The following is a 25,180-nucleotide window of genomic DNA, read 5'->3' on the forward strand; positions in this document are numbered from 1 at the left end:
CTTTTCATTTATTAATTGAGCAGAATTTAGTGACTGTAAATTATACATTTATTTTCAATTAGTGATAATCAAATACCTAAATCAATTTAAAGTGTAATTGTTTTAATTTCAACCCGAAGAAAGCCGATTTAAAATAAAGTTTTTTGCACGTTTGTTAATAAAGTGAATATTATTGACAAAAAAAGTCGTGTTTTTTATCATAAGCTGATATATTTGAGTTTTTTGATAAATACTAATACACAAAGAATGGTTCCGAAAGGTAAACTTATCATCATAGGTGGGGCAATAAATACTGGTAGCTTTGCAGAAACGCAATTTGGACTGCCAGAAAACATGAATTTTTTTGAGCGTGGAATTTTAAAGAGAATTACCACAGAATCTGTTAAGGATGCAGAATCTCGATTTGAAATCATTACAACGGCATCCTTAATGCCAGAAAAAGTTGGTGAAGAATATATAAAGGCTTATGCTCAACTTGATGTTCATAATTTGGGCGTATTAAATATTGCTAACCGCGAAGATGCAAATGCTGAAGAAAATTGCGAAAGAATTAAAGCCGCTGATGTTATCATATTTACTGGTGGCGACCAATTAAGGCTATCGTCAATATTCGGGGGAACAAAAATCCATCAAATTTTATTGGAGAAATATAAGAATGAAGCCGTAGTTATTGCCGGCACATCTGCTGGTGCTGCTGCAAGTTCTAAAAACATGATTTATCAAGGCAGCAGCAAAGATGCCTTACTTAAAGGTGAAGTAAAAATAACAGGTGGTTTAGGTTTTATTGATGATGTTATTGTTGATACACATTTTGTACAACGCGGTAGAATTGGCCGTTTATTGTATGCAGCAGCTAGTAACCCTGGTATTTTAGGCATTGGTTTAGGCGAAGATACCGGTTTATTTATTTCTGATGGACATACCATGGAAGCCATCGGCTCTGGAATGGTAATTTTGGTTGATGGCAGAAACATGGCCGATACAAACTTAACTGATGTAGAGATGGGGCAACCAGTTTCGATAAAAAATATGGTGGTGCATGTTATGTGTGATGGTGATGTATATGATTTAACCGATCACAGCCTTGTGATTCACCATCCAAAAGTTATTCCTGTAGCATAGTTCAGCAAGCTTAAAGCAAAAAGGATAAAAAACCTTAATAACTATTAGTCTTAATATCTGATACTGACATCTTAATACTAATAGCTAGAAACTAACAAAATGAAACTAATTATTCATGGTGGCTTTTTTAGCGAGTCATCTACAAACTTAGAAACCAAAAAAGCAAAGCAAGATGCCCTTGCAGAAATTGTAACACTTGGACACCAGTATTTAAAAAATCATACCGCTCTAGAAACTGTAGTTTACACTGTTGCACTTCTGGAAGATAATGAATTGTTTAATGCTGGCATTGGCTCACAAATACAAAGTGATGGTAAGGTTAGATTGAGTGCTGCACTAATGGATGGAAAAACTGAAAAGTTTAGCGGTGTTATCAATGTTGAAGATGTTAGGCATCCTGTTGAGTTATCTTTAAAATTAATGGATTACGATGATCGCGTTTTGAGTGGTGCAGGTGCGCAAAATTTTGCAAGAAAAAACGGCTTCGATTTTTTTAACCCGATTACAGCACAAAGACAGCAAGAATACCAAGCCAAATTAAATCAGCAAAACAATAAAGGTACAGTAGGTTGTGTGGCTTTGGATAAAGATGGAAATATTGCAGCTGCTACATCAACCGGTGGTAAAGGTTTTGAAATTCCTTGCCGCGTAAGTGATTCTGCAACCGTTGCCGGAAACTATGCAAACCAATTTGCTGGTATATCTTGTACCGGTGTTGGCGAAGATATTGTTAGCGGTGCATTGGCCGCAAAAATTGTAACACGGGTAACAGATGGTTTTTCACTAAAAGATGCCGCTGATAAATCTTTCAAAGAATTAAAAGCCTTTGATGGCTTTGCAGGCGTTGTTGGAATAACCGCCGGGGGAGAAATTTACCACTGCGATTCTCACCCATACATGGTTTGGGCATCTTTCGATGTTAATTTACAGGTATTTAGCTAAAATCTAATTTAAAGTATTATTTTTGTTGCATGACTAAAATAGTTGTGGCTTTTATAAGCCTCTTTGCATCCCTACAACTTAATGCTCAAAACATTGATAAATCTGATAATCAAGAACCAGGTATAGGCGGAAGTGCTATCAATATCGCTGTATCTAAATATGATTTGGCAGAAGGTAATAACTTTTTTGAAGATGCAGAGGATTTGGAACGCAAAGGCGATTTCAACGAAGCCCTAACGCTGTTTGGCAAAGCTGCATTTGAATTTAATGCCGTAAAAAATCTTAATCTTTACGTACAAGCGCTTACCAAAATGAGCAACATGCACTATTTATTAGGTCGTTTTGGCGATGCAGAGCAGATTCTGTTAAATGTTGTTTTAAAAAATTATTCGAAAATGGGTAGCCGTAGCGGGCAAATGAATACCTATAATTTACTTGGTAAGGTTTATCTGGCTAGTAATAAATATACTCAATCTATGTGGTTTTACACCCAGCAAGGTATTTTAGCTAAGCAATTAAGCAACAATAGTGCTTACATAGAATCAGTTCTTGGCTTGGCTCAGGTAAAAATTAAAAAGAAAGACTATACTTTAGCAAGCAGAGACTTAAATCAGGCTGAACTTCTTTCGCGTTCGCTTAAAAACACATCATATAAATCTCAGATTAAAGATGCCCGAGAAGTCATCGCTTCTAAAACATCTGCAAAGAAATAACCAATATCTTCCATCCTCATCAAAACAATTTTAACACTATTTAACATAGTGATAATCTTGATGTAAATTTCATTCATTAAACCAAGCTAATTCTTCATTTCAAAACAAAAGGCGTACATTATCGTTGTTTTAGTGGATTGAAAAATAAAAAGCTTTTGGTTAGATTTGGTACATTTTAAAAAGAGACGGAAATAATACTTCCGCTTTTTTGTTTATTTGATAAAATGGTATCATATTGGCTATATAAAATTTGAAATGGATTTTAAATTATTTAAAGAGATGTTGAAGAGAATATTTTTTGTACTATTTACGGCGGCAGTTCTCTCTTGTCAAGCGGCTCCGAAACCCCAACCTATGGTTGAAGGTGTAGTAAATGTTAAGCCAGATGAGCAACAACAGCTTGTAATTAGAGAGGTGGTTAATTTAATTGAGAGTTACAACTATAAAAAACTCGAAATTAACGATTCAATATCTTCTATTATTTTAGATAGGTATATAAAATCTTTAGATCAAGGTAAAAACTATTTTATAGCTTCTGATATTAAGGAGTTTGAAAAATACAGATACAAACTTGATGACGATTTCAAAAATGGCGATTTAAGTGGTCCTTTTTACATCTACAATGTTTATGCTAAACGTTTAAATGAGTATTTCACATATTCATTGGCTCAAATCAAAAACAAATACGATTTTAATCAAACAGATTCATACGTTTACGATAGAGAGAAAATGCCATGGGCAACATCCATTGCATCACTTAATGATACCTGGAAAAAACGTGTTAAGTATGAGTTAATTAACTTGAATTTAGCAGGCACAACCGGACCAAAAAGTATTGAAACTTTAACCAAGCGTTATCAAAATCTTCAATCTCAAACGTCTAAAACCAATAATCAGGATGTTTTCCAGATATTGATGGACTCATTTACTGAATCTATTGACCCGCATACCAATTATTTCAACCCTGTTAATGCTATTGCTTTTAACGAAGACATGTCGCGTTCATTTGAAGGTATTGGCGCTCGTTTACAATTAGAAAACGAAGTGGTCAAAATTTCGGAAATTATTGCCGGCGGACCAGCTTTTAAGGACAAACAATTAAGTCCGGGTGATAAAATTATTGCTGTTGCGCAAGGCGATGGAGAATTTGTAGATGTTGTAGGCTGGAGATTAGATGCTACTGTTGCAAAAATTAAAGGCGCTAAGGGCACAAAAGTTCGCTTAAAAGTGATTCCATCTGGAAAAGAGATGTCTTCGAAACCAGTTATCATTTCATTAATTCGAGATAAAATTGTTCTGGAAGAAACATCGGCGAAGAAAAAAGTTAAAACCATTACACAAAATGGCAAAGAATATAAAATGGGTATAATTTCATTACCTGCATTTTATGCCGATTTTAAAGCTGCTAATGCAGGTGATAAAAACTATAAAAGCACAACCCGTGATGTGAGGAAATTAATTGATTCGCTAAAAACTTTTGATAAGGTTGATGCAATTGTAATGGATTTACGCGGTAACGGCGGTGGCTCTTTAATTGAGGCTATTTCATTAACGGGTTTATTTATTGATAAAGGGCCGGTTGTACAGGTTAAAGATTTACGCGGCAAAATTGAGATTAATGAAGATGAAGCGCCGGGTGTTGCCTGGGATGGACCGCTTGGAGTGATGGTAGATAGATTAAGTGCATCTGCATCTGAAATTTTTTCCGGAGCGATTCAGGATTATGGCCGTGGTATTATTATGGGAAGCCAAACCTATGGCAAAGGAACTGTGCAATCATCAATCGATTTAAACAAATTGGTTAACCCAAGTATGTTGCAAAGAATTGCCGGCATTATCACTAAAAACAAAACAACTGGCACAGCACCTTCTGGCGCTGCAGCAGCAACAGCAGCAGATATTAACCTTGGTCAGATTAATTTAACAATGGCTAAATTTTACCGTGTAGCCGGAAGCAGCACACAACATAAAGGTGTTGTACCTGATGTAACTTTCCCATCGCTTTATCCAATGGATAAAATTGGTGAAGATACCGAGCCGTCTGCATTGCCATGGGATGTAATTCCAAAATCAAACTTTAAATCTGTTGCAAATTTAACGGCAGTTAAGCCTAATCTGATTAAAAATAGCGAACAACGTGTTTCTAATTCATTAGATTTTAAATATCTGAAGGAAGACATTGCCGAAATGAAAAAACGTGATGCAGAAACTTCGGTTACGTTAAACGAGGCAAAACTTAAATCGGAGCGTGACGCACAGGAGACTAAATCTTTGGCTCGTGCAAACGAGTTGAGAACAGCAAGAGGTTTACCTGCATTAAAGAAAGGTGAAAAAGTTACCAAACAAGATGCTTTTGACTTCATTGAGGATGAATCGTTGCATGTTATGGGTGATTTTATGCAACAGTCGGGTAGTTACGTTATGAATTTAGGCTTAGGTTCTTCGCCGAAGTTTTAATAATATTTATTTAAGAAAAACCCGATAGTGAAATAAGCTATCGGGTTTTTTTATGCAATTTGCTTTTTGATGCAGCAACCTTTGTAAATAAACAGGATGGTAGCGGTATACTTTTTTGCTTCTGAAGGCCAGAGTTATGAAACTTTATGAAACAATACAGCCAAAAACTTTGTAAGGTTTTGGTAAAGCAAAAAAGATTTAGCGAACAGCCTGACTGGTTAAACCGAATACTAACTGCCTTTGCTTTTCAAATAATATTATTTTTTTGCGTTATTTGCCTGAGTTTGTTGCATTGCCATCATTTGCTTCATGGTATTGTTCATTCCCTCAGTACTGCCATCAAGGAAAATAACATTGCCTTCGCTGTACTCTGCAAATTGTTTAATGGCTTCAGTCCACATAGTGAATAAAATTACCGAAGTATCTAAATTAGCTTGTTGCATTTCGTGGGCCGCATTTGTCATACCTTTTGCAACCTCTTCTCTAAATAATGCGATACCCTGACCACGAAGTTGAGCAGCCTCACGCTCGGCAGTTGCAGCGATTTTTATGGCATTACCATCGGCTTCAGCGCCTTTTGTTTTCGTAATTAATAACGCTTGTCCTTCGTTTTCTGCGGCTGCTTTTAAGTTATTTGAAGCCACAACACGACTCATCGAGCGCATAATTTCTTCATCGAAAGTAATATCGTTTAACTGTAAATCTTGCAAGTGATAACCCCAACCATCTAAAACCTGGTCGATTTGCTCTTTAACATGTAGCACAATTTCATTTCTTTGTGCCAATACATTTGCCTGCTTTTGGGTGGCAACATAAGCCCGAATAGAACCTTCAATTGTTCTGATTAACGCCTGCATTAGGTTGGTCGCATCAACAAATTTAAAAGCTACATTTTTTATGGTTTCTTCATCCTGATTTATAACCGAATAAAGCAACATGGCTTTAAAATACACATTAGCCTGATCTTGAGTAACCGCCTGAAATGACAGTTCTACGGAACGATTCTGGATGGAAATACGTGAATAAATTTGCTCGATTAATGGAATTTTAAAATTTAAACCCGGACGAAGCAAACGTTGGTATTTACCAAAAACAGTTACCACTGCTATAGTACCTTGCTTTACCGTAACAAAAGAGCTTAATAGAATGATAACACCAATAAAAATGAGAATGTAGATTGTATATTGCATAACTAGATTTTTTTATGAAGTTAGAAAAAATTTAATATAAACTACCTGCTGCATTTTGTAGCTTTACTTAACTAACTTTTTAGAAACGTATGAAAAAACAATTAATTCTGCCTGCAGCTGTGTTGTTAATGTTAGCTGCTTGCCAAAATGACAAAAGCCACCAGGCAAATGAGGCTGACCAAAGAACTGTATTTTTTGATACAGCCGGTATGGATACAACCGTAAAACCTGGTGATAACTTTTTCCTTTATGCGAATGGAAAATGGCTTAAAGAAACCGAAATTCCAAAAACCGAAACTGGTTGGGGATCTTTTTATACTTTGTATAATGATAACCTTAAAAACCTAAAAACCATATTAGAGCAGGCTGCAAAAGGAAATGCAACCAAAGGTACTGCAGAACAAAAAGTTGGCGATTTTTACGCTAGCGGAATGGACTCAATTACCATCGAAAAACTAGGCATTGAGCCAATAAAGCCACTTTTATCTCGTATCGATGCGATTAAAGATGGCAAAGATTTAATCAACTTTGTTGCCGATGGCTACAAAAATGCAGAGGGAGATTTACTTGGCTTCGGCGTTGAACCTGATGATAAAATTAGTAATAAAAATGCGTTGGTATTTTCGCAAACCGGCCTTAATTTACCAGAGAGAAGTTATTATTTAGACCAGGATGATAAGGCAAAAAAGATAAGAACACAATACTTGGCATACATTTCTAAAATTTTTGCGCTTGCTGGTGATTCTGCAAACAGTAAAAAATATGCTGACGATATTCTTAAGCTTGAAACAACGATTGCACAATCGCACTCTACGCCCGTTGAGTTGAGAGATCCGGTAAAGAACTATAATAAATTTGCTGTTGCAGATTTTCAAAAACAAGTGCCGGACATTGATTTTAAAAGTGTTTTAAGCAAATTGGGTACAAGTGTAGATACAATAATTGTACGCCAACCCAAATATTATAAAACATTGGCGGCCTTAATAAAAACACAACCAATAGCCGTTTGGAAAGAAAAATTAAAGTTTGATGCTTTAAACAGTAAAGCCTATGCCCTGCCTCAAAAGTTTAGAGATGCCAGGTTTGAATTTTTCGATAAAACATTAGCTGGCCGCCAATCGCAAAAAGAGCGTTGGAAATCGATGGTAAATAATACTGATAATAATTTAGGCGATTTATTGGGTCAGTTATATGCGGAGCAATATTTTAAACCAGAAGCTAAAAAGAGAATGCTTGAGCTGGTTAATAATTTGCAAAAAGTGTATGAGGATAGAATAAAAAAACTAGATTGGATGAGTGCTGAAACCAAGAAAAAAGCACTGGAAAAATTAAATGCCTTTGTAAAGAAAATCGGTTATACTGATAAATGGAAAAAATACGATGATGTGGAGATAGCTAAAAATACATTTTTTGCTAACCTTCAATCGGCTGAAAAAAATCAGTATAAAGAAATGATTAATAAGCTTGGTAAACCAGTTGATAAAAGCGAATGGTTTATGACGCCGCCAACTGTAAACGCATATTATAATCCTGCCTACAATGAGATTGTTTTCCCTGCCGGAATTTTACAATTTCCATTTTTTGCATTTAATGCTGATGATGCCATTAATTATGGAGCGATTGGCGCTGTAATTGGTCATGAAATGACTCATGGATTTGATGACCAGGGCAGACAATACGATGCCACCGGAAATTTAAAAGAATGGTGGACAAAAGAAGATGCTGCTAAGTTTAAAACCAAGGCAGACAAAGTTGGTGCATTCTACAGTAATTTTGCTTTGTTAGATAATCAACATGTTAATGGTGCCTTGACAATGGGCGAAAACCTGGCAGATTTAGGCGGCTTAAATATTGCTTATGATGCGTTTAAATTAACTAAACAAGGAAAAGAAACTGATAAAATTGATGGCTTTACTCCAGATCAACGTTTCTTTTTAAGTTTTGCTCAGGTTTGGAGAATCAAGAATCGTGATGAAACAATGCGTGTGCGTTTAAAAACTGATCCACATAGCCCGGAAATGTTCAGAGTAAATGGCCCAGTTTATAATATGGAAGCATTTTATAAAGCATTTAATGTACCGGCAACAGCAAAAATGTACATTGCGCCTGAGAATAGATTAGGCGTTTGGTAATCTTTAATAACAAGTAAATAGATTTTTACGTTAGCCACAGATTTTACGGATTAATCATCTGTGAGATCTGTGGCTTTTATTTTTAACATATTTAACGAAGTTTAAAACAAAACGAAACCATTATTGTATTATACTCTGATAAATTTTAACATATGAATGTAAAACGCACTTTTGGAACAATATTAACCATATTAGGTGTTATTGGATTAATTTATGCAGGTTATGGTTTTGTACAACACAGCCAAGATACACGCGGACTGATGGTTTACGGTATAATTGGTTTGATTTTCTTTGTATCAGGTATTGGCCTGGTTAAGAATACTAAAGATGAAAGTTAAACTTCATTAACTCCTATAATTTGTTTTGAGAATGCGATCATATTCGTATTTTTGCATTCTCAAAATCATCCCAAAATTTATTTAAAACTCTAAATTATGGGACAAGATATGCGATATCAACTTATAGGTGATACAATTCGTACGAGACGAGTTGAATTAAAAATTACTCAAGAAAAAATGGCTGGCCTGCTTAACATTGCTACCGCCACCTACTCTAAAAACGAAAAGCAAGCAAAAGATATACCTCTGGAAAGACTCTTCCATATTGCTTTAATCTTAAACTTATCTGCTGAAGAAATACTAATACAAAAATAATCTACTTATTTTTTCTTTTGCTTTTGATAATCAGATATTGGCTATAGGCTACTACCGAACCTGCAAGAATAATTATACCAGCAGACAATAAATTTTTAGGATTTTGGTTGATGTAAAATGCAGCAGCAAAAACTAAAATTACTGCGCTTATGCAAATTATATAATGTATGTAAATTAAATTTTTCATTAACAAATGGTCTTAATTATAGGGAGGTTAAGCAAACTTTAATCTTTTAAGCTTATTTTATTGTTTTCAAATTTTAATTGATGGCCATTAAAATCAATATCCGTTAGCTCTTTAATTTTCTTAAATGCAGTATAATTTTCATCAAGCGTTAAACCGTTAATTTTATCTTGCTTAACCGAAATCATATTTGCAAATAAGAAATCGCCTCTACTATTAATTTTAAGCTGCAAAAGAGGTGCAAAACCATTTGAACCTTTAAGGCTAAACATGCCATAAGTACAAAAGTTACCTAAACTGTATGCTATAAATTTATTTTTATACACTTCTACAGCTCGGCTTACATGCGGCCCATGCCCCAAAACCACATCAGCACCGGCATCAATTACAGCATGCGCAAATGCGTAAACATTTCCACGATTTTCATTGTAAAAAATTTCGTTTTTTCGTGTTACGTGTTCAAACCTTGCACCTTCTCCTCCACCATGAAAAGAAACGATTACAATATCAGCAATTGCTTTAAGCCTTGCAACCAGCGCTTTAGCACTATCAATTTTATTTATTGATACGGTATTTTCGTTTGGAGCAAAGGCACAAAAGGCATATTTAACACTATCTTTTTCAAAAACATCAAAAGGTTTATTTAGCTGGCCGGCATAATGAATTTGGAGTGAATCTAAAATTCTTGCGGTATTTTTACGGCCTTTTGCATCAAAATCACCTACATGGTTATTGGCAATACTTAAAACATTAAAACCTGCCTTTTTGTAGATGCCTGCATAACGCTCGGGCATTCTGAAAGCGTAACAATTGTTTGGATTAATGCCATTACATTTTGTAGAATTTCCAGAATTTAGAAAGCATCCTTCTAAATTTCCAAAAACGATGTCGCCTTTTAAAAGACTGTCAACCGCCTTAAAGCTACCTACAGCATCATCGGGTGGAAGATTAACTTTGGATGGAAATGCCGAACCAAGCATAATATCGCCAACTGCAGTTATGGTAATTGTATCTTTTATTTTTCTGGCAACAGTATCTGCTTTGTCGATAGGTAGGGTTTGAGCATTATTGCTCGTACAACTGATAATTGCTATTAAAATGAGGAATGATAGAATTATGCTAGCGGTTAATTTCATTAAGTAGTCAATTAAAGTTATGTGCTTCCAATAAATAGCTATCGCTGTAAGATTCTGAAATAAATTCAGAATGACGACTATAGTTGAACGGGGGTATGTATAAAAAAATCCTCCAAAATTGCTTTTGGAGGATTGTATATATTTATTTTAAGTCGTTATTCTACAATCTTAAATTTATTTATTCTACTGTAAAATCTTTCTTAAACGACTCTAAAATACGGCCACCTTTATAAAAATAACGGCTGTAATAAGGCTCATTTAAATTGCTGATAACTACCCCACGAGAACTTGATGCGTGAGCAAATCTGTTATCTCCTAAATAAATACCGATGTGAGAAATGCTTCTGCTTTTTATTTTGAAGAAAACTAAATCGCCTTCTCTTAAATCTTCTTTAGATAATGGATCAACCATGCTAAAAATATCTCTTGAATTTCTTCTGATGGTTGTGTTGAAAACTTTATCGTAAATAGCTTTGGTAAAAGCTGAACAATCGATGCCTCTTTTGGTATTTCCACCGAAACTGTAAGGCGTTCCAATCCATTCGTAAACGAATTTGTATAATTTTAAATTAGATGTTGCATCTACAGCTACACCCATAACCTGAGAAAAATACTGAGAAGCCAGGTTATCTGGGTCATTTAATTCTTTGCCTGTTTCTTTTGTTTTTGTTTGCGCAAATGCGGCGGAGAGCGTGCAAATAGCGATTAGAGATGAAAACAAAAATTTTTTAATCATGTTATACAGTTATGTTTGGGTACTTCACTTACACATTAACGTACACCAGCTAGGGCTTATTGTCTGAGTTTCAAAATTATTAATTAAACAAATGTTATCCAAATGTTTGTTGTTAAAAACCTAAAGTTATTAACATTTTTTCTTTTTTGGAAGATGCTTTGATAGGAATATAGCTATAGGTTTTGTGATTTATCACAAGTATTTATTTCGAAGAAAAACTCAAAACTTGTTTTCGCACACATATTTAGTTATGATATTTTGTAATCATTAAAGGCTTAAAGTTAATTTCTAAAACAATGGTTTTAACGATAACCAAATTATACAGGCTGTAAAATGGTATTTATTAGAACAGGCTCAAATTAAATAAGCCCGACAGCAGCAATTATACTTTTTTGATGCAATTCCTAAAAATCAGCAGAAAATTTCGATAAAAAAGATAATGCGAATGGCGGGACTGATGTAACCGATTTACTACTTCAATTGCCTTTCTAAAAATCTTTATATTATGAATAATTTGCCTTTTGCAGAATTAAATTTTACTTGTATTTAAAATCAATATCTTGAAAAATTGCAAAGTTAAACTTCTATAAAATCGGCTACTTAGTGTAAATGCCAGAGATTTGATTTATTTAATTGTAAAACAACTATTAAGTGATATTTTAACCCTATTATTATGATGTTTTTACAATAGAAAGTGACAAAAATTACAATAAAAAAATTAGATTTGCTGTCGCAAAAAACAAATAACCTTAAAATGAGTGCAGTAGAAATAAATAAAGATACCTGGTTGAAGTGGTTCGAGTCGATGTTGCTTATGCGCAAATTCGAAGAAAAAACTGGCCAGTTATACGGACAACAAAAAATTCGTGGCTTTTGTCATTTATACATTGGACAAGAAGCTGTAGTTGCAGGAGCAATTTCTGCAATGCAAAAAGGCGATTCGATGATTACTACTTACCGTGATCATGCTCATGCATTAGCTTTAGGCGTAAGTGCCGATAGTATTATGGCTGAAATGTATGGTAAAGCTACTGGTTGCTCTAAAGGTAAAGGTGGTTCTATGCACATGTTTAGCAAAGAGCATAACTTTTATGGTGGCCATGCAATTGTTGGAGGTCAAATTCCACTAGGTGCTGGTGTTGCTTTTGCAGAAAAATATAAAGGAACAGACAACGTAAATATTTGTTATATGGGCGATGGTGCGGTGCGCCAGGGTGCATTAAACGAAACTTTTAACATGGCTATGTTGTGGAAATTGCCTGTGGTTTTTGTTTGCGAAAACAACGGTTATGCAATGGGTACGTCGGTACAACGCACAACAAACATGACAGATATTTACAAAATAGGTTTAGGTTTTGATATGCCTTGCGCTCCTGTTGATGGTATGGACCCTGTTGCTGTACACAATGCAATGGATGAGGCCATTCAACGTGCCCGTAAAGGTGAAGGACCAACTTTCTTAGAAATGAGAACTTACCGTTACCGCGGTCACTCTATGTCTGACCCTGCTAAATACCGCTCTAAAGAAGAATTAGAAGATTATAAAGCAAAAGATCCGGTTGAGCATGCAAGAGAAACTATTCTTAAAGAAAAGTATGCTGATGAAAAATGGATTGAAGAAGTAGAAGCTAAAGTTAAAGCTACGGTAGACCAGGCTGTGAAATTTGCAGAAGAATCTCCTTGGCCAGATGCATCTGAGTTGTACAAAGATGTATACATGACTGAGAACTACCCTTACGTAATGGACTAATTTTATAAAGATTTCAATTAATTAGATATAATGGCTGATGTAATTAAAATGCCCAAAATGAGCGACACCATGACCGAAGGGGTTTTGGCTAAGTGGCACAAAAAAGTAGGCGATAAAGTGAAAAGCGGCGATGTTTTGGCAGAAGTAGAAACTGACAAAGCAACAATGGATATGGAATCTTATTGGGATGGTGTTCTTTTATACATTGGTGTAGAAGAAGGTACTGCTGTTCCGGTTGATGCTGTTATGGCCGTTATTGGTAAAGAAGGCGAAGATTACAAAGCGGCATTAGAGGCTGAATCAGGAAGTCAGGAATCGGCAAGCCCGAAATCTGAAGATGCAGCGCCCAAAGCTGAAGATAAAAAAGAAGAAGCGGCTCCTGCCCAAGGCGGTGGTTTAAGCGAAGAAGAATTAGCAGCTAAAGGTGTTACGGTTATCCGCATGCCTTTATTAAGCGATACAATGACTGAAGGCGTAATTGCTGAATGGCATAAAAAAGTTGGCGATAAAGTGAAGGATGATGATGTTTTAGCTGATGTAGAAACCGATAAGGCTACTATGGAAGTTATGGGCTATGCAACCGGTACTTTATTACACATTGGGGTAGAAAAAGGTTCGGCTGCTAAAGTAAATGGAATTATTGCTATTGTTGGCCCGGAAGGAACTGATGTTAGCGGAATTTTAGCTGGCGGTTCTGCGCCAGGAGCAAAAGCTGAAAGCAAAGAAGAAGCTCCGAAAGAAGAAAAACAAACTGCTACTGCCGATGCAAATACATCTGCTCCTGTTCCAGAAAGTTCTTCTGATAGCCGTGTAAAAGCATCTCCTTTAGCTAAGAAAATTGCTAAAGATAAAGGAATCGATTTATCGCAAGTTGCAGGTAGTGCAGAAGGTGGACGTATCATTAAAAAAGATATCGAAAACTTTAAGCCAGCTGCTACGCAACAATCTGAAAGTCCGAAGTCAGAAAGTCCGAAGCCTGCTGCCGCTCCGGTAATTCCAACTTATGTTGGCGAAGTTAAATATACCGAACAACCTGTTTCGCAAATGCGTAAAGTAATTGCAAAACGTTTGGCAGAAAGTTTATTTACTGCTCCACATTTCTATTTAACGGTAAGTATTGATATGGATAACGCAATGGCCGCTCGTACAGCTATCAATGCAGTTGCTCCTGTTAAAGTATCTTTTAACGATTTGGTTATTAAAGCAGTTGCTGTTGCGTTGAAAAAACATCCGGCAGTTAATTCATCGTGGGGTGGCGATAAAATCCGTTTCAACGAGCATACTAACATTGGTGTTGCTATGGCAGTTGAAGATGGCTTATTGGTACCTGTTGTGCGTTTTGCTGATGGTAAATCATTATCTCACATTTCTGCAGAGGTTAAAGATTTCGGTGGCAAAGCAAAAGCTAAGAAATTACAACCTGCAGATTGGGAAGGTTCAACCTTTACCGTTTCTAACTTAGGTATGTTTGGCATTGATGAGTTTACCTCAATTATCAACTCTCCTGATGGTGCAATTTTATCTGTAGGTGCTATACAAGCGGTTCCTGTGGTTAAAAATGGGGCAGTGGTTCCTGGAAACGTAATGAAATTGACTTTAGGTTGCGATCACCGTGTGGTTGATGGCGCAACCGGAGCACAGTTCTTACAAACTTTAAAAGGATTATTAGAAGAGCCAATTAGATTGTTAGCGTAACATTAAAAAGCAATTGTCATCCTGAGCTAGTCGAAGGATCTCGTAATATTTTTAAGGCTTCCTGATTTATCGGGAAGCTTTTTTGGTTTTTAATATTTGTCCCGCAGATTTTTATGATTTACACAGATTTTAATGATTTGAAATATAACCAGAAATTTATAAGCCATTTGCCTCTCTATAAATCGAATCGATAATGTTTGCAGTATTAAAATTGACTAAAATCCCTTGCTTCACTCCTGAAAGTTTAAGATAAGTTAATAATTGATTATGATGAACAGGTGCGATAATTTCAACGGATTTTATTTCAATGATAACCAAATCATTTATTAATAGGTCTAATCTATACCCTGCATTTAATTCGATACCACCAAAAATTATAGGCAAGACAACTTGCCTTTTTACGTCTAAGCCATTTTCAGTCAACACGTGAACTAATACTGCTTCATAAGCAGATTCTAACAATCCTGGGCTTAGGGCATTGTAAGTTGTGAAGATTGCTCCTCTGATTAGATAGATATATCATTTTCATCCATAATTGTCTTTATTTAAAGTATGGATGATTACTTTAAATCTAATAAATATCTAACCATAAAGAATAGATGTAAGAAAAAATAATACCTCTGCGAAAATCTTCTTTAATCTGCGGGACAAACAATCTTAAACCCTTTCCCTATTCCATTGTTAATTAATGAAAACACCCTAATCATGGATAAAGAAAAATTAATTCAGGAAGCCTATTTAGTTTCGCATAAAATTGAAGAAAACGGAAATTTCCCTAATAACCCCCTATATCCACTTATGATTTATAAGGGTGCATTTTTGATACATCCTGATGATAAAATAGATGTAATTAAAACAGTTTTTGCTAAAAACGGCTATACAAATGCCTGGGTTGATGGTATTTTTGACTATCATCATTACCACAGCAATACGCATGAAGTTATGGGTGTTTTCTGCGGCAAAGCCGATGTACAATTTGGTGGCGAACATGGTGTTTGTATAGAACTTGATAAAGGCGATGTAGTATTAATTCCTGCCGGTGTTGCACATAAAAAGTTAAACTCAAGTGATGACTTTCAGGCAGTTGGCGCTTACCCGAAAGGCGCAGAATATAACATGAATTATGGTGAAGCAAGTGAAAGACCACAAGCAGATGAAGATATTGCAAAAGTAGAGAAACCCGACAACGACCCGGTTTATGGTAGCAAAGGACACTTATTTGAGTGCTGGTATAATCAGAATTGCCAAAATGTGTAAAACTCTTTGCCTTTAACCGTACAAAATTCTTTAATTTTCGGGTTTTAAATACTACACTACCTGAATAAATGAATTTTAAGCATATAATTTCTGCATTAGCAATTTCGATTACCATATTAACCGCCTGCAACAGCAAAAAAACAGAAGAAAAAAAGGCTGCTGAAAAGAAAGTCAGAATTAAAGAAGATGACAAAGCCGACAGCTTATTATTAACTTACGACCCGCAAAAAGGCGATAAATGGATTGCAGATTTTGTAACCAATTTGCACAAAAAATATGGTTTTAACGGAAATATGCTTGTGGCCAAAGATGGTAAAATTCTTTATGAAAAAGCAATTGGATGGGCAGATTATCTTCATCGCGATAGCTTAAAAATCAATTCAGAATTTGAATTGGCATCCATTACCAAAACTTTTACCGGCGTTGCCATTATGCAATTGGTAGAAGCCGGAAAGCTTTCACTTAATGATGATGTTAAAAAATTCTTTCCAAATTTCCCTTACGATGGCATTACAATAAAGCTACTTTTAAGCCACCGCAGCGGCATGATGAATTATGTTTATTTCATCGACGACATTTGGAGAAAAGAAAAACGTCCGATGAAAAAAGGAATAACCAATCAGGATGTGATGAATGTTATTGCCGAGCGTAAACCAACTCCATACACAAAACCCAATAATCGTTTCCATTACAACAACTCTAATTTTATGGTTTTGGGGGCTATTATCGAAAAAGTTACTGGCCAACGCTATTCGCAATACATGATGGAGCACGTTTTCAAACCTGCCGGATTAAAACACACCCACGTGTACAGCACTTCTGAATATGAAAAAATTCCGGTAGATGTGGTTGGTCACGATAGAACCTGGCGTTATTCGGTAGCGCAAAATTTCTTAGATGGGCCGGTTGGCGATAAAGGTATTTACAGCACCGTGCATGATTTGGTTCTGTTTGATAAATACCTGAAAAACGAAAGATTGCTGAGCAAAAAAAGCCTCGATTCAGCTTACGTTGGCCGAAATAAACCAGTTAATGGCCACTTTAATTATGGTTATGGCTGGCGCATGTTCGATGGCGAAAAGATGGATAAAGTGGTTTATCATACAGGTTGGTGGCATGGTTTTCGCCACATTTATGTTAGAGATTTGGATAAAAACATCGTAATTGTCTTTTTAGGCAATTTAACAAACGGCAGTTTAATGCACCTCGACGATTTGTATAAGCACTTTAACATGCCTGTTATTCGCAAAGGCGCTTATCATGGCAATGGCAGCTTACCAGGCAGCGACGAGGATTAATAAATCAATCGAAATATTTATTTGAAAATGATCGGTTGCCGTATTTGGCGGCCGATAGCCCCGCAATTGCCAATAGGCCCGATGAAGCCTGTGCAAGAACGAAGCAAATACTTTTATAAAATCGGGCGCTATTTGGCGCTATCGGGTTTATAAACAAAGGTTGGCGGATTGCAAACCCACCGAAATGCAATTAATTTACTTTAATAGCCCCGACAAACGCGGAAATACTTTTGGTATGCAGAACCTTCGATACATTGTCATGCTGAGGCACGAAGCATCTGCAACAAATGAAACAGATGCTTCGTGCCTCAGCATGGCAGAAGTTACCAAAAGATTGCAGCATTGGCGGGACAGGATTTGCCATGAAAAACGGAACCTTGCGCTTCAAAAAAACCAGATAAATTCAAAAAAGTTCATGCAACCTACTTGCAAATAATAAAGTAAAATAACATCGAATAATTAAATTCTTAAAACAATTTGCCGATTTTTGTTTTTTAATTAAAACGATAAAATTATGTTCGATAAATTATTTGCAGCACAACAAAAGGCCGAAGAAGTAAAAAAACGCTTAGATACTATTTCGGTATATGGCGAAGTAGAAAACGGTGCAATTAAGATTACTGCAACAGCAAATAAAGCCATTACAGGCATTGCAATTGATGAAGAGTTTTTTAAAAATGCAGATAGAGAAGAATTGGAAGAGCTTCTGCAAACTGCAATTAATAAAGCTTTAGCCAATGCCGAAGAGGTAAGCAATACTGAAATGCAGGCATCGGCAAAAGACATGCTTGGTGGTTTGGGTGGCATGTTTGGTCAGTAAAAATATAAACAATTCTAAATATTAATCTGAACTATGAACTTTACATACTATGGTCAATCTTGCTTTTTACTAGAAGCAGATGGCAAAAAATTTTTATTCGACCCATTTATAAAACATAATCCTCTAGCTAAGGATGTAGACACCTCAAAAATCGAGGCCGATTATATTTTGGTTAGTCATGGCCACGGCGACCACGTTGCTGATTTGGTTGAACTAGCAAAACAAACAGGTGCACCCGTTATTGCAATGGTAGAAGTTGCAGACTGGATTAAAAAGCAAGGCGTGGAAAACGTTATTGATATTAATTTCGGCACACAGCAATTACCATTCGGCAAATTACGCACTGTTTGGGCTGTTCACAGCAGTTCAAATCCTGATGGTAGTTATGGCGGAAATCCGGCGGGATTTGTATTAACTTTAGAAGGAAAGCAAATTTACTTTGCTGGCGATACGTCATTAACGGTAGAAATGAAACTATTAGCCGAATTACACAATTTAGACTATGCCATTCTGCCTATCGGTGGTCATTACACCATGGGAGTGGATGATGCCGTAATTGCATCAAAATACATTGATTGCGATAAAATTATTGGTGTACATTACAATACTTTCCCACCAATTAGCATTGATACAGAAGATGCTGTTGCCAAATTTGAAAGGGAAAACAAAAGTCTTTTACTTCCGAAAATAAGCGAAACCATAACTTTATAAAAAAAAGAAGGCTCCAATTTTTCAATCGGAGCCTTCTCAAAATTAAAAACCAAACCTAGTTCTTTTTTGCAGCAGGTTTATTTGCTTTGTAACGCATATCTGCTGTACCATCTTTTTTGGTAGGACCAACAACTTTGGTTACCGCCTTACCTTTATTTTCTTTATAACGCATATCTGGCGTTCCATCAGCTTTTAATTTAGTAGCCGTTGTAGTTGTTTTAACTTCTACCTTTTTAGCTTCTTGTTTTGCACCAACTTTTACAGGTGTAACTGTAGTTTTTACTTCTTTTTTAACAATTGCTTTTGCAGGCGCCTTAGTAGCTGGTGTTTGAGCAAATGCTGTTGTTAAACCAAATGCTGCGATTGCGATTAAACTTAATAACTTTTTCATATCCTTTAGATTTGTTTTTAATTAACACGAGCCTCTTTTTTAAATTCAAAGTTCGTATGTTTCTTTTTTTTAATTCGTTAATTGATTGGTATAAAATTGATGAATCGGGATGAAGTTTTAATGAAGATAGGGATAAATATTGTCTGCTTCTAAATTATTAATTTATTAAATCTGTATCCTGTTATTTTTTTAACCCGCTGTAATTTAAACAACATACATACTCAGTTTTCGCCGAAAGTAGTGCTTTGTAAAACATTACCGCTTGCATCATAAATTATCCACGTGCCGCTTTTATTCCCCTTTGAGTAATAGCCTTTTACTTTCGGCTTTGCATGCTCGTATTCAATATAACCACCATTTAAAACCGTTAATTTCTCATCGATAAAGGTTTCTCTTTTCAAGAGTTCCAGGTTTTGGTTCAGCGTTGTCCTAATCCAGGTAGAATCATTAAGCTTGTAAATTTTATAAACATTTGTAGTTTTTGCCTTTTTGATTTCCTTACCACCAATATTGATATAACTATACAAAGTATCGCTTTTTTGCGCTAAAGATTTAATAGATATTAATGTTAAAACCAGGATGATTACAAATTTCATATTAATAAATTAATGAGCGGCAAGCCAATTTTCTCCCTCACCAATTTCTACGACTATTGGTACGGTTAATTTAATCGCATTTGCCATTTTATCTTGAATAATGGCTTTCATTATATCTTTTTCAGATTTTACAACATCAAAAACCAACTCATCATGTACCTGCATTGTCATGGTTGATTGAAGTTTTTGTGCCTTCATTTCTTTATGAATGTTAATCATGGCAATTTTAATCATATCTGCAGCCGAACCTTGTATTGGCGCATTAATAGCATTTCGCTCAGCAAAACCTCTAACCGTTTGGTTGGCAGAATTAATATCACGTAAATACCTTCTTCTGCCCATTATGGTTTCTACAAAACCATTTTCCCTGGCAAAATTCATGGTATCACTCATGTATCGTTTAATACCAGGATATTGATTAAAATACTGCTCAATAATTTCTGCTGCTTCTTTACGTGGAATGCCCAGGTTTTGAGATAAACCAAAAGCCGACTGGCCATAAATAATACCAAAATTTACCGCTTTTGCATTTCTACGCTGAGTGCTATCCACTTCTTCAATGCTTATTCCATAAACTTTTGCAGCTGTTGCGGTGTGGATATCAATACCTTTTGAAAAAGCATCGAGCATATTTTCTTCTTTACTGATTTCTGCAATAATTCTAAGCTCTATTTGCGAATAATCGGCAGATAACAAAATGTGATTTTCATCCCTTGCGATAAATGCTTTTCTCACTTCCCTACCGCGTTCGGTTCTGATTGGAATATTTTGAAGGTTTGGGTTATTGGAACTTAATCTACCCGTTGCAGCTACCGCTTGATTATATGATGTGTGTACGCGACCTGTTTTTGGATTGACCATCAACGGCAAAGCATCAACATAAGTAGATTTTAATTTTTGCAACTGGCGAAAATCCAGAATATCCTGAACGATATCGCTTTTGCTAGCCAAAGCTAATAAAACATCTTCCCCGGTTTGGTACTGACCGGTTTTGGTTTTCTTGGCCTTTGGATCGAGCTGTAATTTATCGAATAAAACTTCACCTAATTGTTTTGGAGAAGCCAGATTAAATTTAACACCGGCTTTGTCGTAAACATTTTGTTCAAACTTAACAATATCTGTTTCCAGCTCTTTAGAATATGCTTTTAAGGTTTCAATATCTATACGCACCCCTTCCTTTTCAATATCTGCAAGAACATAAACTAAAGGATTTTCTACTTCCTCGGCAAGTTTTGCGGCATTTAATTCTTTAAGCTTTGGCTCAAAAACATGTGCCAATTGAAGTGTGATATCTGCATCTTCTGCTGCATAATCAACAACTTGCTCTACCGGAACATCACGCATATTGCCTTGGTTTTTACCTTTTGCCCCAATCAGTTTTGTTATTGAAATTGGCGAATAACCCAGGTAATTTTCAGATAAAACATCCATGCCATGGCGAGTATCCGGATCTATCAAATAATGCGCAAGCATCGTATCAAAAAGCTTTCCTTTAACATCTATATCATACCATTTCAGCACCAAAATATCATATTTTGTATTCTGTCCGATTTTTTCGATGTTTTCATTTTCGAGCACAACCTTAAATTCATTAAGAATTGCTAAAACTTCATCTCGGTTAGCAGAAAGCGGAATATAAAAGCCCTCTCCCGGTTTTACTGAAAAAGACAAACCAACCAGTTCGGCCATATTTGCATCAGTACCTGTGGTTTCTGTATCAAATGAAATTCTTTTCTCCTGAAGTAATTGCTTTATTAAATCTGATCGTTTTTCAGGAGTATCAATTAATTGATAGTGATGTTCTGTATTGTCTATATTTTTAGCAGGTAATTGCTCTGCCGGCTCTTCTTCCAAGGTATTGGTATAAACAATAGTCTCACCTTGCTGATTTCCAAATAAATCAGTTTGTGCACCTTCTTGAAATTTTGCAGTAGTAACCGAGAAGCCATCCCCAAAAACCCTTCTGCCTAAAGTTCTGAATTCGAGCTCAGTAAATAAAGGCTCTAATAAATCTTTGCTTGGGTCGCAAAGCTCTAAGCTTTCTTCATCAAGTTCTACCGGTACATCTAATAAAATGGTAGCAAGTTTTTTAGATAATAAACCTTGCTCTGCAAAATTTTCTACGTTTTCACGCTGCTTTCCTTTTAGTTCATGCGCATTTGCAATAATATTTTCCATCGAACCATATTGCTTAATCAACGCTTTTGCCGTTTTCTCGCCAATACCCGGAATACCCGGAATGTTATCAACTGCATCACCCCACAAGCCTAAAATGTCAATAACCTGTAATACATTTTCAATTTCCCATTTGGCTAAAATCTCTTTAACACCCAATATTTCCATATCGTTACCCATTCTGGCAGGCTTGTAAATGAAAATATTTTCAGAAACCAGTTGCGCAAAATCCTTATCGGGTGTCATACAGTAAACCTGATAACCTTTTAATTCTGCTTTTTTAGCTAATGTTCCAATAATATCATCTGCTTCATAACCATCAGATGTTATAACCGGAATATTAAAGCCTGTAATGAGTTTTATAACGTAAGGCATCGCCGCTGCCAAATCTTCGGGCATTGCCTGGCGCTGTGCTTTATAAGCTTCGAAAGTTGTATGTCTTTCAGTTGGTGCTTCAGTATCAAAAACAACGGCAATATGTGTTGGCTTTTCTTTCTTTAAAACATCGAGCAAAGTATTGGTAAAACCCATCACTGCAGATGTATTTATTCCTGTTGATGTAAAACGAGGATTTTTACTTAGTGCAAAATGCGCTCTGTACATTAGCGCCATACCATCTAAAAGAAAGAGTTTTTTATTGTTCATGTGAAAAACGGTTTAATAATTTACCGATTGGCAATATTTTGCTGCCAGATAAAAGTAACCAAAGTTAACGATAACAATAAAATTTAAATGTAAAGGATAAGATTATAAATTTAGTTCCGTTATTTTTGAGCAAGCAATTTTTTTATTATGAAAATATTCTTTCTTTCGATTTTAGTTTCTGTTTTTGCACTTACCGCTTCTGCCCAGGATTTTATCGTAAAAAATAATGATGATGTAATTCGTGGTACAATTAAAGGCACCGATTATTTTTCTGTTTACATTAGCGCTAATGACGAAGCTGATGTAATTTTGCTTGCAAAAGATGTTAAGAATTTTTTTTGGAATGGTAGCAGCTACATTAGTAAAGGCTTTGCCAATAAGAAAAACTTTGAATACCGATTTGTAAAAGTTATTGAAACGGGTGCAATAAATTTATATTCTTTCGGCGGAGGCACATTGATGCCTGTTAAAAAGGAAAAAAATGTAAGGTTTAGACCTTCGATTGGTATTGGTACCGGAACCGGTGGCTTAGGAGGAACGGGAATGGGTGGCGGAATTAGCATTGGTGGTGGAAGAAACACTGGCCCAGAACCCCCAATTGGCGCACTGGCGGTTCGCTATTTTATCGAAAAACCAGGAACAGGCCCGCTTCAGGAAATTCCAATAAAAGCGATAACAGAAGACACAAGAAAAGCAGAAGTGCGTAGCATTTTATTACAAAAGCTTGGCGACAAGCCTGCTCTAAAAGAAAAGATTGAAGCAAACTCAAGCTTAAATAGTAAGGATGTTGCTGAGTTGGTTAGAGAATATAACGAAGGAAAAAAATAGGATCAGGATTTTTAAAATTTAAGGATTTTAAGATAAAGGTTTCAACTTTGCAAAAATTGATAAGCTAACTGTCTTGCCATTTTTAATTTCACAGTTTTTCATGGTTCCTTCGTATTCAAAAGCTAATTTTAGCAATGCATTTTTACTGTTCTCATTCTCAGACTCTACAAAAGCTTCTATTCTGTTAACATGTAAACTATAAAATGCGTAGTTACAAATTGCAGTTGCTGATTCATTTACAATTCCTTTTTTCCAATATTTAGGTATTAACCAGAATCCTATTTCTACTTTCTTGTGCGATTTATTAAAATTATTTAAATCCAACAGCGCCCATAAAATCGCCATTTTGCTTATTACAAATTGCCCACCATATTCCTGTGTGTTCAATTTGAATTGTTTTAAACCATTTTAATTGTTCCTGAGTTTCTTGTATGCTTTGGTAATGTACTCCATAGTATTTGATTACATCAGGATTCGATAAGCCTTTGTAAACATTTTCTAAATCAAAATCTTCAAATTGCCTTAATCGCAATCTATCGGTACACAATTCAGGAAAAACATCAATCATCTTGCACAGCAATTTATTAAGTGATCATTTACCATTCCCGTAGCTTGCATGTGCGCATAACAAATCGTTGTCCCAAAAAACTTGAAGCCACGTTTTTTCATGTCTTTACTTATTTTATCCGACAATTCTGTTCTGGCAGGAACGTCAGACATCTTTTCAATATGATTTAAAATTGGCTTTCCATCAGGTAAAAATCCCCAGATATAATTTGTGAAACTCCCGAATTCTTGCTGAATTTTTATAAAAAGTTTAGCATTGGTAATTGCACCACTCACTTTAAGTCTGTTTCTGATTATTCCCGCATCAGACATTAAGCGTTCAATATCTTTACCATCGAATGCAGCAACTTTTTCAACATCAAAATCAGCAAAAGCTTTTCTGTAGTTTTCTCTCCTTTTGAGTATCGTTATCCAACTCAAACCTGCTTGCGCACCTTCTAAAATTAAAAACTCAAAAAGGGTTTTATCATTATAAACTGGCTTTCCCCATTCTTCATCATGATACTTTACATAAAGCGGATCTGAGCCAGCCCATGTGCAACGGATGCACTCCTCAGTCTTTAGTCCCAAGTCTTCAGTCATTTTACGAAAATTTTAAGCTTCCCCAATACTACTACAAACCTACCTTGATGAGCTCCGAATTTGAGCAAACAAACTAAACTGTTCTGCTTTTCGGAAAAGTCTTTGTTAAATTACGGATCTCTACTAATAAGGAAAATCATTTTTTATAAACAATTAGTTCTCTGAGATTACACATACCATATTGTTTTTCTGATATAGCATTTTGGTATAATACTTTTGACTAACTAGAAAGCTCATCCCAATACTCAACAGCTCTTCTGTAATGCGGAATGACGATGCTGCCGCCAACTAAATTTGCTATCATAAAAATTTCGTTCATCTCATCACTGTTTACACCTGCATCATGGCATTTTCCCAAATGATATTTGATACAATCATCGCAACGCAAAACCATCGATGCAACCAAACCCAACATCTCCTTAGTTTTAACATCTAAAGCGCCATCGGCATAACTTGTGGTATCTAAAGCAAAAAACCGTTTAATGTTGGTGTTTGCAGTCTCCATAATTCTATCGTTCATTTTTTCGCGATAGCCATTAAATTCTTCTACTAATTTCCCCATGATTATTATTTAAATGAATGATTTTTTATAAAAATTGT

The 25,180-nt window shown here is 35.6% G+C and carries 26 protein-coding genes; 14 read left to right on the forward strand and 12 right to left on the reverse strand.

Annotated features, from left to right (window positions below):
* Positions 1-222: 222 nt before the first annotated feature.
* From LUA90_RS12115 to LUA90_RS12130, 4 genes are all read left to right on the forward strand, one after another.
* Positions 223-1,122, forward strand: coding sequence for a cyanophycinase (locus tag LUA90_RS12115; RefSeq protein ID WP_231460538.1), 900 nt, complete (start codon positions 223-225; stop codon positions 1,120-1,122).
* A gap of 99 nt (positions 1,123-1,221) precedes the next feature.
* Positions 1,222-2,064, forward strand: coding sequence for an isoaspartyl peptidase/L-asparaginase (locus tag LUA90_RS12120; RefSeq protein WP_231491090.1), 843 nt, complete (start codon positions 1,222-1,224; stop codon positions 2,062-2,064).
* A 29-nt stretch (positions 2,065-2,093) separates the two neighbouring features.
* Positions 2,094-2,777, forward strand: coding sequence for a hypothetical protein (locus LUA90_RS12125; RefSeq protein WP_231491092.1), 684 nt, complete (start codon positions 2,094-2,096; stop codon positions 2,775-2,777).
* 255 nt (positions 2,778-3,032) lie between these two features.
* Positions 3,033-5,234, forward strand: a complete 2,202-nt coding sequence (locus tag LUA90_RS12130) for a carboxy terminal-processing peptidase (protein WP_231491094.1) — start codon at positions 3,033-3,035, stop codon at positions 5,232-5,234.
* A gap of 257 nt (positions 5,235-5,491) precedes the next feature.
* Here LUA90_RS12130 and LUA90_RS12135 read toward each other — a convergent pair whose 3' ends face one another.
* The gene (locus LUA90_RS12135) at positions 5,492-6,424 is read right to left on the reverse strand and encodes an SPFH domain-containing protein (RefSeq protein ID WP_231460542.1); all 933 of its coding nucleotides are present in this window, start codon (positions 6,422-6,424) and stop codon (positions 5,492-5,494) included.
* 89 nt (positions 6,425-6,513) lie between these two features.
* Here LUA90_RS12135 and LUA90_RS12140 point away from each other — a divergent pair, with 89 nt between their 5' ends.
* The 3 genes from LUA90_RS12140 (at position 6,514) to LUA90_RS12150 (ending at position 9,209) form a co-directional block, all read left to right on the forward strand.
* Positions 6,514-8,556, forward strand: a complete 2,043-nt coding sequence (locus tag LUA90_RS12140; RefSeq protein ID WP_231491096.1) for a M13 family metallopeptidase — start codon at positions 6,514-6,516, stop codon at positions 8,554-8,556.
* A 152-nt stretch (positions 8,557-8,708) separates the two neighbouring features.
* Positions 8,709-8,894: a hypothetical protein gene (locus LUA90_RS12145; RefSeq protein WP_231460544.1), complete on the forward strand. Its 186-nt coding sequence runs from the start codon at positions 8,709-8,711 to the stop codon at positions 8,892-8,894.
* Between the two features lie 96 nt (positions 8,895-8,990).
* On the forward strand, positions 8,991-9,209 hold the full coding sequence (locus LUA90_RS12150) for a helix-turn-helix domain-containing protein (protein WP_231460545.1): 219 nt from the start codon (positions 8,991-8,993) through the stop codon (positions 9,207-9,209).
* Position 9,210: 1 nt separating this feature from the next.
* Here the strand turns inward: LUA90_RS12150 and LUA90_RS12155 are convergent, their stop codons facing one another.
* The 3 genes from LUA90_RS12155 to LUA90_RS12165 all read right to left on the reverse strand — a co-directional run bounded on the left by LUA90_RS12155 (position 9,211) and on the right by LUA90_RS12165 (position 11,265).
* Positions 9,211-9,396, reverse strand: coding sequence for a hypothetical protein (locus LUA90_RS12155; RefSeq protein ID WP_231491097.1), 186 nt, complete (start codon positions 9,394-9,396; stop codon positions 9,211-9,213).
* A gap of 38 nt (positions 9,397-9,434) precedes the next feature.
* Positions 9,435-10,529, reverse strand: a complete 1,095-nt coding sequence (locus LUA90_RS12160; RefSeq protein ID WP_231491099.1) for a CapA family protein — start codon at positions 10,527-10,529, stop codon at positions 9,435-9,437.
* A 178-nt stretch (positions 10,530-10,707) separates the two neighbouring features.
* On the reverse strand, positions 10,708-11,265 hold the full coding sequence (locus tag LUA90_RS12165) for a C40 family peptidase (protein ID WP_231460548.1): 558 nt from the start codon (positions 11,263-11,265) through the stop codon (positions 10,708-10,710).
* 754 nt (positions 11,266-12,019) lie between these two features.
* Between LUA90_RS12165 and pdhA the strand changes: the two genes are divergently transcribed.
* Complete coding sequence (gene pdhA, locus LUA90_RS12170) at positions 12,020-13,015, forward strand: pyruvate dehydrogenase (acetyl-transferring) E1 component subunit alpha (protein WP_231491101.1); 996 nt, start codon at positions 12,020-12,022, stop codon at positions 13,013-13,015.
* Positions 13,016-13,045: 30 nt separating this feature from the next.
* Positions 13,046-14,710 (forward strand): pyruvate dehydrogenase complex dihydrolipoamide acetyltransferase, encoded by a 1,665-nt coding sequence (locus tag LUA90_RS12175; protein WP_231491103.1) that lies wholly within the window; start codon positions 13,046-13,048, stop codon positions 14,708-14,710.
* Positions 14,711-14,866: 156 nt separating this feature from the next.
* Here the strand turns inward: LUA90_RS12175 and LUA90_RS12180 are convergent, their stop codons facing one another.
* Positions 14,867-15,172, reverse strand: coding sequence for a GxxExxY protein (locus LUA90_RS12180; RefSeq protein WP_231491105.1), 306 nt, complete (start codon positions 15,170-15,172; stop codon positions 14,867-14,869).
* Between the two features lie 243 nt (positions 15,173-15,415).
* On the opposite strand from LUA90_RS12180, the gene LUA90_RS12185 reads away from it, so the two are divergent.
* The 4 genes from LUA90_RS12185 (at position 15,416) to LUA90_RS12200 (ending at position 18,796) form a co-directional block, all read left to right on the forward strand.
* Entirely contained in the window at positions 15,416-15,967 is a 552-nt protein-coding gene (locus LUA90_RS12185; protein ID WP_231491106.1) for a cupin domain-containing protein, read from the forward strand.
* Positions 15,968-16,035: 68 nt separating this feature from the next.
* On the forward strand, positions 16,036-17,265 hold the full coding sequence (locus LUA90_RS12190; RefSeq protein WP_231491108.1) for a serine hydrolase: 1,230 nt from the start codon (positions 16,036-16,038) through the stop codon (positions 17,263-17,265).
* Positions 17,266-17,779: 514 nt separating this feature from the next.
* Positions 17,780-18,085, forward strand: coding sequence for a YbaB/EbfC family nucleoid-associated protein (locus LUA90_RS12195; RefSeq protein ID WP_231460554.1), 306 nt, complete (start codon positions 17,780-17,782; stop codon positions 18,083-18,085).
* 33 nt (positions 18,086-18,118) lie between these two features.
* Positions 18,119-18,796 (forward strand): metal-dependent hydrolase, encoded by a 678-nt coding sequence (locus tag LUA90_RS12200; protein WP_231491110.1) that lies wholly within the window; start codon positions 18,119-18,121, stop codon positions 18,794-18,796.
* Positions 18,797-18,851: 55 nt separating this feature from the next.
* On the opposite strand, the gene LUA90_RS12205 is transcribed toward LUA90_RS12200, so the two are convergent.
* From LUA90_RS12205 to polA, 3 genes are all read right to left on the reverse strand, one after another.
* Positions 18,852-19,187: a hypothetical protein gene (locus tag LUA90_RS12205; protein WP_231491111.1), complete on the reverse strand. Its 336-nt coding sequence runs from the start codon at positions 19,185-19,187 to the stop codon at positions 18,852-18,854.
* 221 nt (positions 19,188-19,408) lie between these two features.
* The gene (locus LUA90_RS12210) at positions 19,409-19,783 is read right to left on the reverse strand and encodes a hypothetical protein (protein WP_231491113.1); all 375 of its coding nucleotides are present in this window, start codon (positions 19,781-19,783) and stop codon (positions 19,409-19,411) included.
* Between the two features lie 9 nt (positions 19,784-19,792).
* On the reverse strand, positions 19,793-22,603 hold the full coding sequence (polA, locus tag LUA90_RS12215; RefSeq protein WP_231491114.1) for a DNA polymerase I: 2,811 nt from the start codon (positions 22,601-22,603) through the stop codon (positions 19,793-19,795).
* Positions 22,604-22,750: 147 nt separating this feature from the next.
* On the opposite strand from polA, the gene LUA90_RS12220 reads away from it, so the two are divergent.
* Positions 22,751-23,431: a hypothetical protein gene (locus tag LUA90_RS12220; protein WP_231491116.1), complete on the forward strand. Its 681-nt coding sequence runs from the start codon at positions 22,751-22,753 to the stop codon at positions 23,429-23,431.
* Positions 23,432-23,458: 27 nt separating this feature from the next.
* Here the strand turns inward: LUA90_RS12220 and LUA90_RS12225 are convergent, their stop codons facing one another.
* The 4 genes from LUA90_RS12225 to LUA90_RS12240 form a co-directional block, all read right to left on the reverse strand.
* Positions 23,459-23,776 (reverse strand): GNAT family N-acetyltransferase, encoded by a 318-nt coding sequence (locus LUA90_RS12225; RefSeq protein ID WP_231491119.1) that lies wholly within the window; start codon positions 23,774-23,776, stop codon positions 23,459-23,461.
* A complete protein-coding gene (locus LUA90_RS12230; protein WP_231491120.1) occupies positions 23,742-23,999 on the reverse strand; it encodes a GNAT family N-acetyltransferase in 258 nt (85 codons plus the stop codon). The genes LUA90_RS12225 and LUA90_RS12230 overlap by 35 nt, the downstream gene beginning before the upstream one ends.
* Positions 23,996-24,580: a DNA-3-methyladenine glycosylase I gene (locus LUA90_RS12235; protein ID WP_231491121.1), complete on the reverse strand. Its 585-nt coding sequence runs from the start codon at positions 24,578-24,580 to the stop codon at positions 23,996-23,998. Before LUA90_RS12235 ends, LUA90_RS12230 begins: the two co-directional genes overlap by 4 nt.
* 220 nt (positions 24,581-24,800) lie before the next feature.
* A complete protein-coding gene (locus LUA90_RS12240) occupies positions 24,801-25,142 on the reverse strand; it encodes a carboxymuconolactone decarboxylase family protein (RefSeq protein ID WP_231460562.1) in 342 nt (113 codons plus the stop codon).
* Between the last annotated feature and the right edge of the window lie 38 nt (positions 25,143-25,180).

Source organism: Pedobacter sp. Leaf170 (genome assembly GCF_920984665.1).
Lineage (GTDB): Bacteria > Bacteroidota > Bacteroidia > Sphingobacteriales > Sphingobacteriaceae > Pedobacter.